This window comes from Pantoea sp. GCM10028869 (assembly GCF_042666835.1).
In the GTDB taxonomy this organism is placed as follows: Bacteria; Pseudomonadota; Gammaproteobacteria; order Enterobacterales; family Enterobacteriaceae; genus Pantoea; species Pantoea leporis.
Window position 1 is genome coordinate 572,126 of sequence record NZ_JBHTGO010000003.1, and the last position, 15,233, is coordinate 587,358.

Annotated in this window: 16 protein-coding genes; 6 read left to right on the plus strand and 10 right to left on the minus strand. The window is 58.7% G+C overall.

What is annotated here, in order from left to right; translation table 11 throughout:
* Position 1 precedes the first annotated feature (1 nt).
* From pqqC to ACFQW4_RS10500, 5 genes are all read right to left on the minus strand, one after another.
* Complete coding sequence (gene pqqC, locus ACFQW4_RS10480) at positions 2-757, minus strand: pyrroloquinoline-quinone synthase PqqC (RefSeq protein WP_377725198.1); 756 nt, start codon at positions 755-757, stop codon at positions 2-4.
* Complete coding sequence (pqqB, locus tag ACFQW4_RS10485) at positions 754-1,680, minus strand: pyrroloquinoline quinone biosynthesis protein PqqB (RefSeq protein WP_377725200.1); 927 nt, start codon at positions 1,678-1,680, stop codon at positions 754-756. Before pqqB ends, pqqC begins: the two co-directional genes overlap by 4 nt.
* Positions 1,681-1,735: 55 nt before the next feature.
* Positions 1,736-1,807, minus strand: a complete 72-nt coding sequence (gene pqqA, locus ACFQW4_RS10490) for a pyrroloquinoline quinone precursor peptide PqqA (protein ID WP_002905689.1) — start codon at positions 1,805-1,807, stop codon at positions 1,736-1,738.
* Positions 1,808-1,955: 148 nt separating this feature from the next.
* Positions 1,956-2,981, minus strand: coding sequence for a dipeptidase (locus tag ACFQW4_RS10495; RefSeq protein WP_377725202.1), 1,026 nt, complete (start codon positions 2,979-2,981; stop codon positions 1,956-1,958).
* A gap of 78 nt (positions 2,982-3,059) precedes the next feature.
* Positions 3,060-3,992, minus strand: coding sequence for an ABC transporter substrate-binding protein (locus ACFQW4_RS10500; protein WP_210081634.1), 933 nt, complete (start codon positions 3,990-3,992; stop codon positions 3,060-3,062).
* Between the two features lie 321 nt (positions 3,993-4,313).
* On the opposite strand from ACFQW4_RS10500, the gene leuA reads away from it, so the two are divergent.
* A complete protein-coding gene (leuA, locus tag ACFQW4_RS10505) occupies positions 4,314-5,999 on the plus strand; it encodes a 2-isopropylmalate synthase (RefSeq protein WP_377725205.1) in 1,686 nt (561 codons plus the stop codon).
* Here the strand turns inward: leuA and ACFQW4_RS10510 are convergent.
* Positions 5,950-6,732 carry a helix-turn-helix transcriptional regulator gene (locus tag ACFQW4_RS10510; RefSeq protein WP_271459839.1) on the minus strand — a complete coding sequence of 261 codons (783 nt, stop codon included), beginning with the start codon at positions 6,730-6,732 and terminating at the stop codon, positions 5,950-5,952. The genes leuA and ACFQW4_RS10510 overlap by 50 nt on opposite strands.
* 1 nt (position 6,733) lies before the next feature.
* The gene (locus tag ACFQW4_RS10515; RefSeq protein WP_369415261.1) at positions 6,734-7,711 is read right to left on the minus strand and encodes an NAD(P)-dependent oxidoreductase; all 978 of its coding nucleotides are present in this window, start codon (positions 7,709-7,711) and stop codon (positions 6,734-6,736) included.
* A 104-nt stretch (positions 7,712-7,815) separates the two neighbouring features.
* Between ACFQW4_RS10515 and pqqU the strand changes: the two genes are divergently transcribed.
* The 3 genes from pqqU to ACFQW4_RS10530 all read left to right on the plus strand — a co-directional run bounded on the left by pqqU (position 7,816) and on the right by ACFQW4_RS10530 (position 10,737).
* Complete coding sequence (pqqU, locus tag ACFQW4_RS10520; protein WP_377725207.1) at positions 7,816-9,927, plus strand: TonB-dependent receptor PqqU; 2,112 nt, start codon at positions 7,816-7,818, stop codon at positions 9,925-9,927.
* Positions 9,928-10,060: 133 nt separating this feature from the next.
* Positions 10,061-10,312: a type II toxin-antitoxin system prevent-host-death family antitoxin gene (locus ACFQW4_RS10525; protein WP_377725209.1), complete on the plus strand. Its 252-nt coding sequence runs from the start codon at positions 10,061-10,063 to the stop codon at positions 10,310-10,312.
* On the plus strand, positions 10,312-10,737 hold the full coding sequence (locus ACFQW4_RS10530; RefSeq protein WP_377725211.1) for a type II toxin-antitoxin system VapC family toxin: 426 nt from the start codon (positions 10,312-10,314) through the stop codon (positions 10,735-10,737). Before ACFQW4_RS10525 ends, ACFQW4_RS10530 begins: the two co-directional genes overlap by 1 nt.
* Before the next feature lie 61 nt (positions 10,738-10,798).
* Here the strand turns inward: ACFQW4_RS10530 and ACFQW4_RS10535 are convergent, their stop codons facing one another.
* The 3 genes from ACFQW4_RS10535 to ACFQW4_RS10545 form a co-directional block, all read right to left on the minus strand.
* Positions 10,799-11,353 carry an isochorismatase family protein gene (locus ACFQW4_RS10535; protein ID WP_110866079.1) on the minus strand — a complete coding sequence of 185 codons (555 nt, stop codon included), beginning with the start codon at positions 11,351-11,353 and terminating at the stop codon, positions 10,799-10,801.
* Positions 11,354-11,370: 17 nt separating this feature from the next.
* Positions 11,371-11,796 carry a MarR family winged helix-turn-helix transcriptional regulator gene (locus tag ACFQW4_RS10540; RefSeq protein WP_192411906.1) on the minus strand — a complete coding sequence of 142 codons (426 nt, stop codon included), beginning with the start codon at positions 11,794-11,796 and terminating at the stop codon, positions 11,371-11,373.
* Positions 11,797-11,916: 120 nt separating this feature from the next.
* A complete protein-coding gene (locus tag ACFQW4_RS10545; protein WP_377725214.1) occupies positions 11,917-12,462 on the minus strand; it encodes a helix-turn-helix domain-containing protein in 546 nt (181 codons plus the stop codon).
* Between the two features lie 96 nt (positions 12,463-12,558).
* Between ACFQW4_RS10545 and ACFQW4_RS10550 the strand changes: the two genes are divergently transcribed.
* Entirely contained in the window at positions 12,559-13,737 is a 1,179-nt protein-coding gene (locus ACFQW4_RS10550; protein WP_377725216.1) for a benzoate/H(+) symporter BenE family transporter, read from the plus strand.
* 152 nt (positions 13,738-13,889) lie between these two features.
* Entirely contained in the window at positions 13,890-15,233 is a 1,344-nt protein-coding gene (locus ACFQW4_RS10555; protein ID WP_377725218.1) for an SrfA family protein, read from the plus strand.

The window sequence follows — 15,233 nt, forward strand, 5'->3', positions numbered from 1 at the left end:
GTTATACCAGTCTTGTGCTGTGCCAGGACACCTGATCGGTGACCGTATGATAAGGCGGACGTTGCAGCGCATACGCCATGGTCATGGCATCGAGCATGGTCCAGAGAATATCGAGTTTAAACTGCAGGATCTCCAGCATGCGGTTCTGCTGTTCGGCGCGGGTAAACACCTCAAGCGCCAGCGCCAGCCCATGCTCCACATCGCGGTTGGCCTGGCTCAAACGGCTGCGGAAGTAGAAATAGCCTTCCTCTTTGATCCACGGATAGTGCTGCGGCCAGCTGTCGAGACGCGACTGATGAATCTGCGGCGCAAACAGCTCGGTGAGCGAGCTACAGGCCGCTTCCTGCCAGTTAGCACGGCGCGCGAAGTTCACGTAGGCGTCCACCGCAAAACGCACGCCCGGCAGCACCAGCTTCTCGGACAGCAACACGTCACGTTCCAGCCCCACCGCCTCACCCAACTGCAGCCAAGCTTCAATTCCGCCTTCGTGACCGTTGCTGCCGTCGTGATCGAGGATGCGCTGTACCCATTTACGCCGCGTCGCCGCATCCGGGCAATTCGCCATGATCGCCGCATCTTTCAGCGGAATGTTGGTCTGATAATAGAAGCGGTTCGCCACCCAGCCCTGAATCTGCTCGCGCGTCGCCTCGCCATTGTGCATGGCAATGTGATAAGGGTGATGAATGTGGTAGAACGTGCCTTTGTCGCGCAGCGCCTGCTCAAACGCGGCGGGCGATAATGCTTCAGTGATGATCACAATGCAAACTCCTGCAGATGAATCGCCATGCCATCCCAACTCACTTCAATGCCCTGCTGCGTCAAATAGGCGCGCTGCGGCGATTGCTCATTAAGGATCGGATTGGTGTTGTTAATGTGAATCAAAATCTTGCGTTTGGCCGGCAGCGCAGCCAGCAACGCCATTAAACCTTGTTCTTCGGCCAGCGCTAAGTGGCCCATGGCTTTGCCGGTATTTTTGCCAACGCCGGTGGCGAGCAGCTCGTCGTCCTGCCACACCGTGCCATCAATCAACAGGCAATCGGCTTTTTGCAGCCACGGCATGATCACCGCATCCGGCTCGCCAAGTCCCGGCGCGTAGAGCAGCGTTTGGCCGTTGGCGGTGTTTTCAATGAACAGCGCCACGTTGTGGCCCGGCAGCGGGCGATCGCGATACGGCGAATACGGCGGCGCGTTGCTGAGAATCGGAATCGCGGTGAACTGCAAACTGTGGCAGACATCGACGCGGAACGGCTCCAGCGGCGTTAACGCATGATGCTGCAAGCCGCCATTCCAGTGCTGCAACATGGTGAAAATTGGGAAACCGCTGGTGAGATCGCCATGCACTTCCGGCGTGCACCACACCTGATGCGGACAGCCTTCGCGCAGGCTCAACAAGCCAGTGGTGTGATCGATTTGGCTGTCGGTGAGAATGATGCTGCCAATCGCCGTGCCGCGCAGCACACCCTTTTTGATCAGTTCTGGCGTGTGGGCAATTTGCTGGCTGATGTCCGGCGAGGCGTTGCACAGCACCCAATCTTCACCGTTGTCGCTGACAATGATTGAAGATTGGGTGCGCGCCTGCGCCTGAATGCTGCCGTTACGCAGGCCGCTGCAATTGGCGCAGTTACAGTTCCACTGCGGGAAGCCGCCGCCCGCCGCTGAACCGAGGACTTTAATAAACATGAACGTTGACCAAAGAGAGAAAACAAAATGCCCGCACGAACGGCGGGCAGAAGTCTTAGCGGTTGGAGATGTACAGAGTCACTTCCAGGCCCAGACGCAGGTCAATAAACGCAGGTTTTTTCCACATAATGGTCTTCCTCATAAAACAAAAACGCAGAGAGATCTCTGCTGAAGAGGATTGCGGCTGTGACTTAGATCACATCGCAATCCGTACGCGCGCAGATGTTGCGCCAATGTAGCGAGCAGATCAACCCTGATTCGGTAAGGGAATGGTGCTAATCCTGCCAAATTTGTTGCAACACGCGCTGCCAGTTGCCCCATGCGAGCTGCTCAAGAGCTGTTTGATCGTAGTCGAACGAACGCAACAACGCATAAAGATGCGGTAATCCGCTCACGTCTTTCAGCGCCTCAGGCACGCTGATGCCATCAAAATCGGAGCCCAGCGCCACATGATCGCGGCCCATTATCGCGATCAGGTGCTCAACGTGTTTAACAATTTCGATCAATGCGGTATCGCTGTCGCGTTTTCCGTCGCTGCGCAGAAAAGCGTTGCCAAAATTCACGCCCACCACGCCGCCGCTGTCGCGGATGGCGCGCAGCTGATCGTCGGTGAGATTACGCGGCTGCGCGCAGAGCGCGTGCGCATTGGAGTGCGTCGCCACCAGCGGCGCGGTTGACAGGCGCGCGGTGTCCCAAAAGGCTTTCTCGTTCATGTGCGACATATCGATCAGCATGCGATGCCGATTGGCAGCGGCGATCAGCTGCTCACCTTGTTCGGTCAAACCTAGCCCGCTGTCCGGTGAGTTGGGGAATGATCCGCTGACGCCTTCGCCAAAGCGATTGGGCAGATTCCAGAACGGCCCGATGCTGCGCACGCCCGCCTGGTAAAACGCATCAAGCGCTTCACCCTCGCCATCAAACCCGTCTGCGCCCTCAATATGCGCCACCAGCGCCAGCACGCCGTCAGCGCGACAGGCGGCAATATCAGCGATGTTTAGGCATAACCGCGCCCGCCCATCAGATTGCGCCGCCAGCGTTTTCAGGATGTCGAGCTGCTGCCAGAGAATCGTCAGCGGATCGAGATTTTCCTCCGCTCGCTGCGGCGCGACCTCTTTGACATAGCGCGCTGGCGGCACGAACATCGCGAACAGCCCACCGGCAAAACCGCCCTGCTGCATGCGCGGAAAATCCAGATGGCCCTTTTCGATGCCGTGAAAAAAGGCCTGCGCCGGATCATCGCGATGATGCAGCCACAGATTGAGAAGCAGGTCGTTATGACCGTCGAAGGTTTTTAGCAACATGAGGGAATCTTTGACGAAACAACATGGCGCCATGCTACGCGCGCGCTGCTGTTTCGCCAAATGCGGGCGCACAAAGGGTTAGTTCTGCGCAACCTTTAAGCCGTGATAAAAAGTCGGTTTCACATCAAGATGCTGCTGGATCAAACCGTATTTCTGGTAGAAATCGGCGGTCTCCTGCTGCTGGCCGATGGTAGCATCATCAATGCTCTGCCAGTGCGATTTGCGACGTGAGAAGGATTTCGCCGCCGCCTCTTTCGGGAAACCGATGATTTTTGCCAGCGTGGTCGAGTACTCATCGACATGGCTGTTGGCCCAGCGATCGGCGGCGGCTAAGCGATTGACGTAATCCTGCAGCGCCGCGCGTTTGGCTTCATCGTTTAGCGCGGCGTCGGTGGCCGCGAGGAAGCTGTTGCCGCTGGACAGGCCGACGCCGTTCACCAACACGCGTCCGGTGTGGGTCACTTCCGCCAGCGCGGTATAAGGATCCCACGTTGACCAAGCATCCACCGAACCGTTTGCCAGCGCGATGCGCGCATCCGCAGGCGTTAAGAAGCGCCAGTTGACTTCTTTATCGCTGACGCCCGCCTGCTCCAGCGCTTTGAGCGCCTCATAGTGACCAATCGATCCGCGTCCGGTGGCGATGTTTTTACCCTTTAGCTCCGCAACGGTTTTGATGGGTGAATCCGGGCTGACCAGCACCGCCAATCCTTCGGGTACCGATTTGCTCACCGCCACCGCTTTCACCTGCGAACCGGCCGCCAGTGAGAACAGCAGCGGCGCATCACCGATAATACCGGCATCCACCGCACCGGCATTCAGCGCTTCCGCCAGCGGTGCCGCCGCCGGGAACTCGGCCCATTCGATTTTATAATTGAGGTTGTTCAACTGCTGCGCCGCTTCCATTTCGGCGTGCATATTTCCCTTTTGATCGGCAATGCGCAGCGTCACGGTTTCTGCCGCCGCCGCGCCGCTGGCTGTCACGATTAATAGTGCCAAAGCTGCTCTTTTCATTGTGTTTTATCCCATCGCGCAAAACCCCAGCCTAACCCGCGCGCGCCAAATGACCGATGCCGATTTCGCATGAGATATGCCGCGTGCCGCATAAAGACTGTGCATGCAATCACCGCAATTATCGTAGCGGCGCAATTTATTGCGCAATGTCGGGAGAAGCGCGGTGTCGCCTGAAAAATGCGCGATTAATCGCGCCGCTACAGAATGTGCGCGCAAGAGTTGAACCCGGTTGTCACTTTTGCGCGAGTGGTTGTCAGCAATGCGCGAGCCGCGCCGCGCGATGCCAGGCGAGACTGAACGCCACATTACAAGGAGATCGTTATGCTCACGCAACCCGCTACAAAATACCGCCCGTTTCCGGTTATCGACTTACCCGATCGTCAGTGGCCCTCGCACCAGCTGACGCAGGCACCGCGCTGGCTCTCTACCGACTTACGCGACGGCAATCAGGCGCTGGCGACACCGATGGACAGCGCGCGCAAGCTGGAGTTCTGGCAACTGCTGCTGCGCTGTGGCTTTAAGGAGATTGAGGTGGCGTTTCCGGCGGCATCGCAGACCGATTTTGATTTTGTCCGTTTGCTGATTGAGCAGAAGCACATTCCAGACGATGTGACGATTCAGGTGTTGACCCAGGCGCGCAGCGATCTGATTGATCGCACTTTCGACGCGCTGCGTGGCGCGCCGAACGCCATTATTCATCTCTATAACGCCACCGCGCCGCTGTTCCGCGAGCGCGTATTCCGCCAGAGCAAAGCCGAAATTATCGAACTGGCCTGCGCCGGTGCGCGTCAAATTCGCGCCCGTTGCGAAGCGCAAAAGGATACCGCGTGGACCTTCGAGTATTCGCCAGAAACCTTCTGCTTTACCGAACCGGAGTTTGCGCTGGAGATTTGCGAAGCGGTGGCGGCGATTTGGCAACCGGGCCCGGCGCGTCCAATGATCATCAACCTGCCCGCGACCGTCGAAGTGAACACGCCGAACGTCTATGCCGATCAGATTGAGGTTTTCTGTCGCCACTTCAGCCAGCGATTGCAGGTTGCGATCAGCGTGCATCCGCATAACGATCGCGGTACCGGCATCGCCTGCGCCGAGCTGGCGCTGCTGGCGGGTGCCGATCGCGTGGAAGGCTGTTTGTTTGGTAACGGCGAGCGCACCGGCAATGTCGATATCGTCACGCTGGCGCTCAATCTCTACACTCAGGGCATCGCGCCGCAGCTCGATTTCAGCGATATCCAGCAGGTGCTGGAAGTGGTGACGCGCTGCAACCAGCTGCCAGTGCATCCGCGTCATCCGTATGCCGGTGAACTGGTGTTTACCGCCTTCTCCGGTTCGCATCAGGATGCGATACGCAAAGGCTTTGCCGCCCGTGCTGAGCGTGAAGAAGCAATCTGGCAGATGCCGTATCTGCCGCTCGATCCGCTGGATATCGGCTGCAGCTACGAAGCGGTGATCCGCGTTAACAGTCAATCGGGTAAAGGCGGCGCCGCCTGGCTGCTGGAGCAGAATCACGGTCTGCAGCTGCCGCGCGGCTTGCAGCAGGATTTCAGCCGTCTGGTGCAACAGCAAACCGACCAGCACGGTCAGGAGATGACCCATCACGCGCTGTGGCAGTTGTTTTGTCAGCATTACGGCTTAACGCAGCCCGTGCGTTGTTTGCTGGAAGCGGAAAGTCACAGCGACGATAAAGGCGAAACGCGCCTCAAGGCGCGGCTGCAACAGGGCGCGAAGCGGTTGATGCTGGAAGGTAAAGGCAACGGCTTGCTCTCAGCCGCCGTTGCCGCGCTGCGTCAGCGCTATGACGTAATCATCACCATTGAGGATTATCACGAACACACGCTGGGCAAACGCAGCGACAGTCGTTCGGTGACCTACATCAGCTGCATTAATGCACGCGGGGAACGCGCGTGGGGCGTGGGCATTGATAATGATGTGGCGCGCGCTTCACTGCAGGCGCTGCTCAACGCAGCGCACGCTTTTCTGCCGCAGGAAAGTAGTTCGCTGGCGTGACGCCGAGCACGCGGCGAAACATCGCGCTGAAGGCGCTCGGGCTGTCATAACCGAGATCGAGCGCCACCGTCAGCACGCTATCGCCCTGCGCTAAGCGGGTTAACGCCACGCTCAGTCGCGCGCGGCGCACCCAGTCGCTGAATTGTAACCCGGTTTCGCGACTAAAATGGCGCGCCAGCGTGCGTTCGGCCACGCAGAGTTGCGTAGCCGCGCGGGCCAGCGTCCAGTTTTCCCCGGGCGCTTGCTGGATCTGCTGGCACAAACTCAGCAGCCGCTCGCTCTCCGGCAGCGGCAGACCAAACGGCAGCACATCCATCACGCGGATCTCATCGAGGATCAGCTCGTAAATCCGCTCAGCGCGGCTGCCGGTAACGTACTGCTCCGGCAGCGCCAGCGCGCTAACAATCAACTCACGCAGCAGCGGCGAAATCTGCACCACCTGACAACTGGCGGGCAGATCGGCGCGCGCCAGCGGATCCACAAACAGCGTGCGCGCGGCCACCGCGCCAACTATGTGCAGTGCGTGACGCGTCCCCGCCGGCAGCCAGACGCCGCGACTCGGCGGCACAATCCAGCTGCCGTGCTGCGTTTCCACTTTCACCACGCCGCTCAGCGTGTGGATCAGCTGGGCGCAAGCGTGGTGATGCCACGGCTCCGCGTCGCCATGCGCATAATCGTGCGCATAGGGCACCAGCGGACGATAGGCGAAGTCGAAGTTGAGCCGCGCACTCATGTTAGCGTTTCAGATATTGATAAACCGCCGCCAGATCCTGCTCGCCGTAACCGGCATCTACCGCTTGCTGCCAGACATCCACAATGTTTTCCAGCGCCGGCAGTTTGCTATCGCCCGCCGCATCCAGCGCCAGTTTGGCGTCTTTCAGCGCCCACACCAGATGCATCTGCGGGGTGAAATCGCCGCTGGCAATCATGCCGAGTTTCATTTTGGCGTACGGTGCCGCCAGCGGACCGCCATCCAGCACTTTCCACAGATCGTCGGTGCTGAAACCAAACTCTTCCGCCAGACGCGTGCTTTCCGCCAGGCTCTGCATCAGACCAATCAGCCAGCTATTCACCACCAGCTTCATGCGCGAACTGGCGCCCGCCTCGCCCAGCCATTGCGTGCCTTTACCGATCGCGGCGAACACCTGCTCGGCGGCCTGCGCATTGCTCTGATCGCCGCTGGCCATCACCAGGATTTGCGCATTCTCTGCTGGCGCTTTAGTGCCGGAAACCGGTGCATCGATAAACACTACGTCCGTACGCGTGCTTTTGAATTCCGCGATCAGTTGATCGGTGGCGGCCACGCCGATGGTGCCCATCTGGCAAATTGTCGCGCCCTGCTTGAGCGCGGAGCTGGCGTCGTTCAGCGCCTGACGCGTGGTATCGCCGTCGGCCAGCATGGCGATCACCACATCCGCGCCACTCACCGCTTGCGCAGCGCTGTCGGCCAGCGTGATACCTGCATCCAGCAGATCTTCGCCTTTGGCACGCGTGCGGTTCCAGCCGCGCACCGTGAAGCCTTTTTTCAACAGGTTAGCGGCAAACGCATGCCCCATCGCGCCCAATCCCAGTACCGCGACCACAGGTTGTTGACTCATCATTCCCTCTCTTTTGTGCCTTAAGACAAAACCGCCAGACTGACAGAATTTCCCTGACGCAGCCAGCCAGAGATGCCATGAAAAAACATTTTCAACACCGCAATGATGAATAATCCGTCATACTATTTACGCTTTTCAAACAAATGATAAAACGATTAACATACGCGCCATTAATGTTCCATTCGGTACATTCCACGCCCTTTTTACGGTCTTTCATAATGAAAATAGCTTTACTGCGACAGGCTTCGCTGCTGATGCTGCCTGCGATGTTACCGGTCTCGGCGCTGGCGGCAAACGCGGCCAGCAACACCATGGTGGTGAGCGCGGCGCCGTCCGCATCCGGACTCTCTGAACTGGATACGCCAGCGGCAGTTAGTGTGGTGTCCGGCGACGATATGCGCCACGCGGCACCGCGCGTCAATTTGTCAGAAAACCTCAGCAGCGTGCCCGGTTTGCAAATTCAAAACCGCCAGAACTATGCGCAGGACCTGCAGATTTCGGTGCGCGGTTTTGGTTCGCGTTCCACCTTTGGCCTGCGCGGCATTCGTATGTATGTCGACGGGATCCCCGCCACCATGCCCGACGGCCAGGGACAAACTTCCAACATCGATATCGGCTCCATCGATCACATCGACGTGCTGCGCGGCCCCTTCTCGGCGCTGTACGGCAACTCGTCGGGCGGCGTGATTAACGTTGAAACCGAAACCGGACAGCAACCCACCACGCTGGAAGCCAGCAGCTGGTACGGCAGTTACGGCAGCTGGCGCAACAGCGTTAAAGCCAGCGGTGCAACCGGCGACGGTACGCAAGCCGGCGACGTCAACTACACGGTTTCCGCCTCGCGTTTTACCACGCACGGCTTCCGCGATCACAGCTCGGCGCAGAAAAACCTCGGCAACGCCAAACTCGGCGTGCGCATCGATGATGTCAGCACCCTGACGCTGCTGTTCAACAGCGTGCACGTTGAAGCGCAGGACCCGGGAGGTTTGACCGCTGAGCAGTGGAAAAATAATCCACGCCAGGTCGCCAGCAACGTGAGCTTGTACGACGCGCGTAAAACCGTCGATCAGACGCAAGCGGGCCTGCACTATCAGCGCCAGATGAGTGAAAACGACGACCTGAGCGTGATGATGTACGCGGGTGAACGTGAAACCACGCAGTATCAATCCATTCCTAAAGCCACCCAGCTGCGCGCAGGTTATCCCGGCGGCGTGATTGCTTTGTCGCGTCATTATCAGGGCATTGATACCCGCTGGACGCACCGCGACGCGCTGTTCACCATTCCGGTAACCTTCACCGGCGGGCTCGACTATGAAACCATGACTGAGAAGCGCAAAGGTTATCAAAACTTTAGCGGCGACGAGTTGGGTGTACAGGGCGAGATGCGTCGTAATGAACGCAACCTGATGTGGAACCTCGATCCCTATCTGCAAACCGCGTGGCAGCTAACCGATAAACTGTCACTGGATGCTGGCGTGCGTTTCAGCACGGTGAATTTCGACTCCAATGACTATTACGTCACCGACAGCGATCCCGATGACAGCGGCAATCGTCGCTATCACCGCTGGTTACCTGCCGCTGCGCTGAATTACGCCATTGATAACAGCTGGAACGCCTACGTTTCTGCTGGTCGCGGCTTCGAAACGCCGACGCTGAATGAGTTGTCCTATCGCGCCGCCGATCAGGCCGGGCTGAATCTCAACCTGCAACCTGCCACCAGCGAAACGGTTGAACTGGGCAGTAAAAAACGCATCGGCAACGGACTGTTAACGGCAGCGATGTTCCAGACTGACACCAAAAACGAGATCGTTTCTGACAGCAGCTTTGAAGGCCGCACCAGCTACAAAAACGCCGGTGAAACCCGCCGTCGTGGATTGGAGCTGGGCCTCGACCAGCAATTCGGCGAGAGCTGGCGCTTCAAAGCCGCGTGGACCTTGCTGGATGCCCGCTACCGCTCTAACGCCTGCGGCACCGAAAGCTGCGATGGCAACCGCATTCCCGGCATTGCCCGTAACATGGCTTACGCCGGACTGGCTTACGCGCCCGATCAAGGCTGGTATGCCGGAACCGATGTGCGCTACCTGAGCGATATCGCGGCGGATGATGAGAATGACGTGAAAGCGCCGTCTTATACCGTGGTCGGCGTGAACAGCGGTTATAAGTGGCTGGTGCAGAACTGGACGCTGGATCTGTTTGGTCGCGTCGATAACCTGTTTGATCGCAACTACATCGGTTCGGTGATCGTGAATGAAAGCAACGGTCGCTACTACGAACCGGCGCCGGGTCGCAATTACAGCGTGGGCCTGACAGTGAGTTACGCGTTTCAGTAAATAAACGCGTTGGATAGATGATATTAAAGCCCTGCAAGCCGCTTGCGGGGCTTTTTATTGGTTGAATATTGTCCAGCACGGCATATTGCTTTATAGTTATGTAGCAACATCTCTACATATCATGGAGGTCGTGATGACAGTGACGAGAATCAGCAGTCGAGCTTTTAATCAGGAGGTATCCCGGGCCAAGAAAGCCGCCGAGGAAGGCCCGGTTTATATTACTGACCGTGGCAATCCTGCACATGTTTTACTGACATTTGAAGCGTATAAAAAACTCACGGGTTCAAACCGAAGCATCGTAGATTCACTCGCCATGCCGGACGGCGTAGATATCGATTTTGAGCCACAACGTGCGACCATAATCAACAGGGATGTGGAGTTCTAATGCGCTATTTGCTGGATACCAATGTTATTTCAGAATTACGTAAGGCAGGGACGCCTAAAGCCAATCCTCAGGTGATTGCCTGGGCTAAAAGCATTGATGCTGAAGAGATGTTTATTTCAGCATTGACGCTGATGGAAATTGAAAAAGGTATCCTTGAGTTCGCCCGTAAAGACCCTCAGCAAGCCCATCATTTACAGCGCTGGTATCAAGAGCAGGTTCTGACAGAATTTGCCTGGCGCACACTCTCTATTGATAGCAGCGTGGCCCGCCTTTGCGCTCAGCTGCATATTCCTGATGAACGCCCACATACCGACGCGCTGATCGCGGCGACAGCGATTCATCACGAGCTGATTCTGGTCACGCGTAACGTACGGGATTTTGATACCACTGGCGTGATGTTGCTGAATCCATGGCAGGAACGGTAGGCTCGCCATTCATGGCGTCCTGCAAGCCAGGTGCGCATGAATGCGCACCCTATGATGATCCTTACTTCAACAACGCCAGCACATCATCGGTGGTGCCGGTTTCGCCCAGGCGCGGGAAAATGCGCTCGACGCTGTTTTTATGCGTTTCGGCATTCAGGCAGGTCATGGCGTCGGTTGCCAACGTGACGTTGTAACCCAGCTCATACGCCTGACGCGCCGTGGATTCCACGCCGATGCTGGTGGCGATGCCGCAAATCACCACTTGTGTGATGCCGCGCTGCTGCAGCTGCTCGTGCAGATCCGTGTTATGGAAAGCGCCCCAGGTTTTTTTGGTAACGATGATGTCGCCGCGCTGCTGCGCCAGGTCCGGCACCAACGTCGCCCAATCGGCTGGCAAATCGCCAGCGTGTTTCGGCTGCTCATTACGGCCAGGCGCGCCGCCCGCAACGTTGACCAGCACCACCGGGCGCTTTTGCCCGCGGAATGCATCGGCCAGACGCGCTGAGCGCTCAATCACTTCATGCGCCTCTAACGGTGCGACCGGCAGCGCAACAATGCCGTTTTGCAGGTCAATCACAATCAGCGCGGTGTTGTCGTCAAGGGTAGTTAAAGCCATGTTGAGTCCTCTCAGGATTATTGGTCGGCAAGTCGTTGCAGTAAGGGAAGCGCGGCCAGCAGCGTGTGCTGTTCCTGCGGGTTCAGTTGCGTTGCGATGCTGTTGAGCAGCCAGTCATCGCGTTGTGCGCGGTTGGCAGCAATCAGTTTCAGGCAGGCATCGGTGGGTTGATAGCGGGTTTTGCGGCCATCCAGCGGATCGGCTGCACCCTGCACCATACCCAGCGTCTGCAGGCTCGCCACGGTGGCGCCCATCGACTGCGTGCGCACCCCTTCCAGCGTAGCCAATTCTGTTACCGTCATCGCGCCATCGCGCACCAGATAGCCAAGTACCGACACCTGCGGCCAGGTGAGATCGCCCGGCGGCGCCGATTCACGCAGGCGACGCGCCAGTTTGCCATTGATGCTGCGCAGTAACGCTGCCGCACTGTTGAGATCGCTCATGGCACCTTCTCCTTACTGATGAGCCGCGAGTATATAAATACGAAGGCAAACTGGGTAGTTTACCTTCGTATCAATTTGTAATTGTGCCAGATTGTTAGGTGGTCGCCATGCATGGCGATCCTAGGCGCGCTGCAGATAATGAATCAAACTGTGGAAACGCAGCGGCGTGCTGAGGGGATTGCGGTAGCTGTGCGGCGTATCGGCGGCGAACTGGCTGGCTTCGCCCGAAAGCAAGCGGCGCCATGTGCCTTCCACGCCCAGCAACAATTCGCCTTCCAGCACCACAACCTGCTCAATCACCCCGCTTTCATGCGCTGATGAATCACTCTGCGCGCCACCCGCCAGCGTCACTTCCAGCAGATCAAAATGCAGTCTGGCGTCGTACGGCAGCAGCGGCTTGACCTGCATCTGCGCGTTGGGCTGGCTGAAGGTCGCCACGCTGCCCGGCGGTTGATCGCTGCCCTGCACAAAGAAGGAAAACGGCACGTTAAAGCCGGTGGCGATTTTCCACAGCGTCGCCACCGTGGGGCTCGATTCGCCGCGCTCGATTTGGCCGAGCATCGCTTTGCTCACGCCGGTGCGATCCGCTGCCAGCGTCAGGCTCCAGCCGTTGGCCTGACGCAGCTGTTTCAGCGCCAGACTCAAATGTTGATGCAAATTTTCCATGTGTTCTCCCGAAAAGCTCGCGCGCAGTGTAGCACTTGTGCGCTATAACGCTCCATGCCACAATGTGCGTTATAACGCACAATCGGATGTGACCTGATGACCACCGCCACCACACGCAGTGCCTTCTCTTTCCCGATGCTGATTTCGGGTTTTATCGCCGTGCTGGTGGGCTACAGCAGCACGGCAGCGCTGATCTTCCAGGCGGCGCAGGCGGCGGGCGCTTCGCCGGCGCAGATTGGCGGCTGGCTGTCGATGCTCGGCGTAGGTATGGGGTTGGCCTCGCTCGGCTTATCGCTATGGACACGCATGCCGATCCTCGCGGCCTGGTCGACGCCTGGCGCGGCGCTGCTCGCCACCAGCGTGCAGGGTTTGACGCTGAATGAAGTGGTGGGCGTGTTTGTCGCCACCAACCTGTTAATTGTGTTATGCGGCGTTACCGGCCTGTTCGCCCGCCTGATGAATCACATTCCGCAGTCGCTGGCGGCCGCGATGTTGGCCGGGATTCTGCTGAAATTTGGCATCGGCACCTTTAGCGGTTTGCAGAGCAATTTCGCGCTGTGCGGCAGCATGTGTCTGGTGTGGTTGTTGAGCCGCCGCTGGCTGCCGCGCTACGCCATCATTCTGGCGTTGATCGCGGGCGTGCTGGTGGCGCTCGGCCAGCAATCGATCCACTTTCCGTCGCATGCGCTGGCGATCAGTCGGCCGGAATTCATCATGCCGCAGTTTACTCTGGCGGCGCTGATTGGCGTGGGTTTGCCCTATTTTCTCGTCACCATGGCGTCGCAAAATGCGCCCGGCATCGCCACCTTGCAGGCGCACGGCTATCAGCCGCCGGTATCAGCGCTCACCGGCTGGACCGGCTTTATCGCTTTAGTGCTGTCGCCATTTGGCGGGTTTTCGGTGTGTATCGCTGCGATTACCGCTGCTATCTGTATGGGCGACGATGTCGATCCGAATCCGGCGCGCCGCTGGATGGCATCGGCATTGGCGGGCGTGTTCTATCTGCTGACCGGATTTACCGGCGGATTGATCGCCATCATGCTGAGCGCCTTGCCGCCGGTGTTAATTGCCACGCTGGCGGGCCTCGCGCTGCTGGCTACGCTGTCCGGCAGTTTGCAGCGCGCCTTAGCCGAACCGGATCAGCGCGACAGCGCCATCGTGGCGTTTCTGATCACCGCCAGCGGTGTTTCGCTGCTCGGCATCGGCTCCGCCTTTTGGGGTTTGCTCGGCGGCATGCTGACCTATGTGATCCTTTCCCCGCGCAGCCGCGCTTAAAATTTCAGCAATCTTCTCCGCACGGGGGAAAAACGCCCTGTTTTTCCCCCTTTATCAGCCGTTTGATTTCGCTGCATTTGGCTTAAGATCACTATCATCGCCAAAAACACACACTGTTCTGCCTCAGACAACCACCGATAAGGGCCCAACGAGTGGCAAAAACTTTTCTGCGCAGCGGCAATCTGGACACGGTACTGGCACTGGGTGAAAACGGCCAGCCGGTCTGGACGTCCGCGCTGCAAATCCGTGAAACCCTGCGCCTGCGCCGCCAAACCACGCTGGCCAATTGCCTCGCGATCCCGCAGGTCAACGAGCGCGGTGACCGCCTCGATTGGTACGCCCCGTTTACTGGCAAAGTAAAATCCTGGCTGGGTGCCAGCGATCACGAGCGCCGTCAGGCGCTGGAACGGCTGACGCTAAACCAGCAGGATCTGCAGGCGCTGAGCCTGCGTGCACGCGATGCGGAGAATCCGGCGATGCGCTTGTTTGGTGCGTTGCTCAGCAAAACGTTGCAGTTCCCGGATCAGCAGTACGTTTATCTGGTGGATGGCAAGCCGGTGATCACCTTCTGGGGCTTTGTTGATCCGCAGGCGCGTTCGCGTGATGACGCGATGGCCTGCCTGCGCGATTCGCTGGAAGATGCGCTGCCGCCGCTGCTGCCAGAACCGCCAGCACCTGCTCCGCTGGTGGTTGCGCCGGTAATTGCGCCGCTGATCGAGGTGCCGCCTGCTGCTGCTCTACCGATGATTGAGCCGGAACCTGAAGCCGAAGAACCGGCGGTTGAGGACATTGCTGAGCCCGCGCCTGAACCGCTACCCGAACCTGTCGCGCCGCCACGTCGCGCCTTTGCCGTGCGTCCGCTGATGCTGCTGTTGCCGGTTGCGGCGCTAGTGGCTGCGGGCGTCGCCTACTGGCTGCACAGCGCGCCGCAATCAGCTGCGATTAGCGTTGCGGATGTGCCGGTGCCGGTGAGTAAGCCGCCTGCCGTGATGGTTAAAGCGGAAAAACTCGCCACCACGCTGCCACAAACCGCCGCCACCGTCGTTGCCGCCGCGCCGGTTGCCACACCTGTCGCGCCGCCTGAGGTGGTGGCTGAACACACCGAACCGGCCAAAGCGGATGATTTGGTGATGACCACCGAAGATGCGCGCGTTGGATCGGTGAAATTTATTAACGGCACCTGGCGCGTCACGTTGCGTCAAACAAATCTGCCGACCGGCAAACCGCCAAGCCTGCGCTATCAAATCCGCAACGGCAAAGGCACCGCCACCATTACCCAGGGCGACAACATCCGCTGTAAAGCCGATGTCACCGCCGCGATGACCAGCGCCGGCAGCATGGAAGTGCGCAGCCGCTATACTGCGACCTGCAGCGATAAATCGCGTTACCGCATGCCGGAACTGGTGTGTAAAGCCGGTGATGGCATCGCCAGCTGTACTGCGCAATACGGCGCAGATCAGGTCTTCCCGTTGACGATTAAGCGTGAGAGTAAGTAA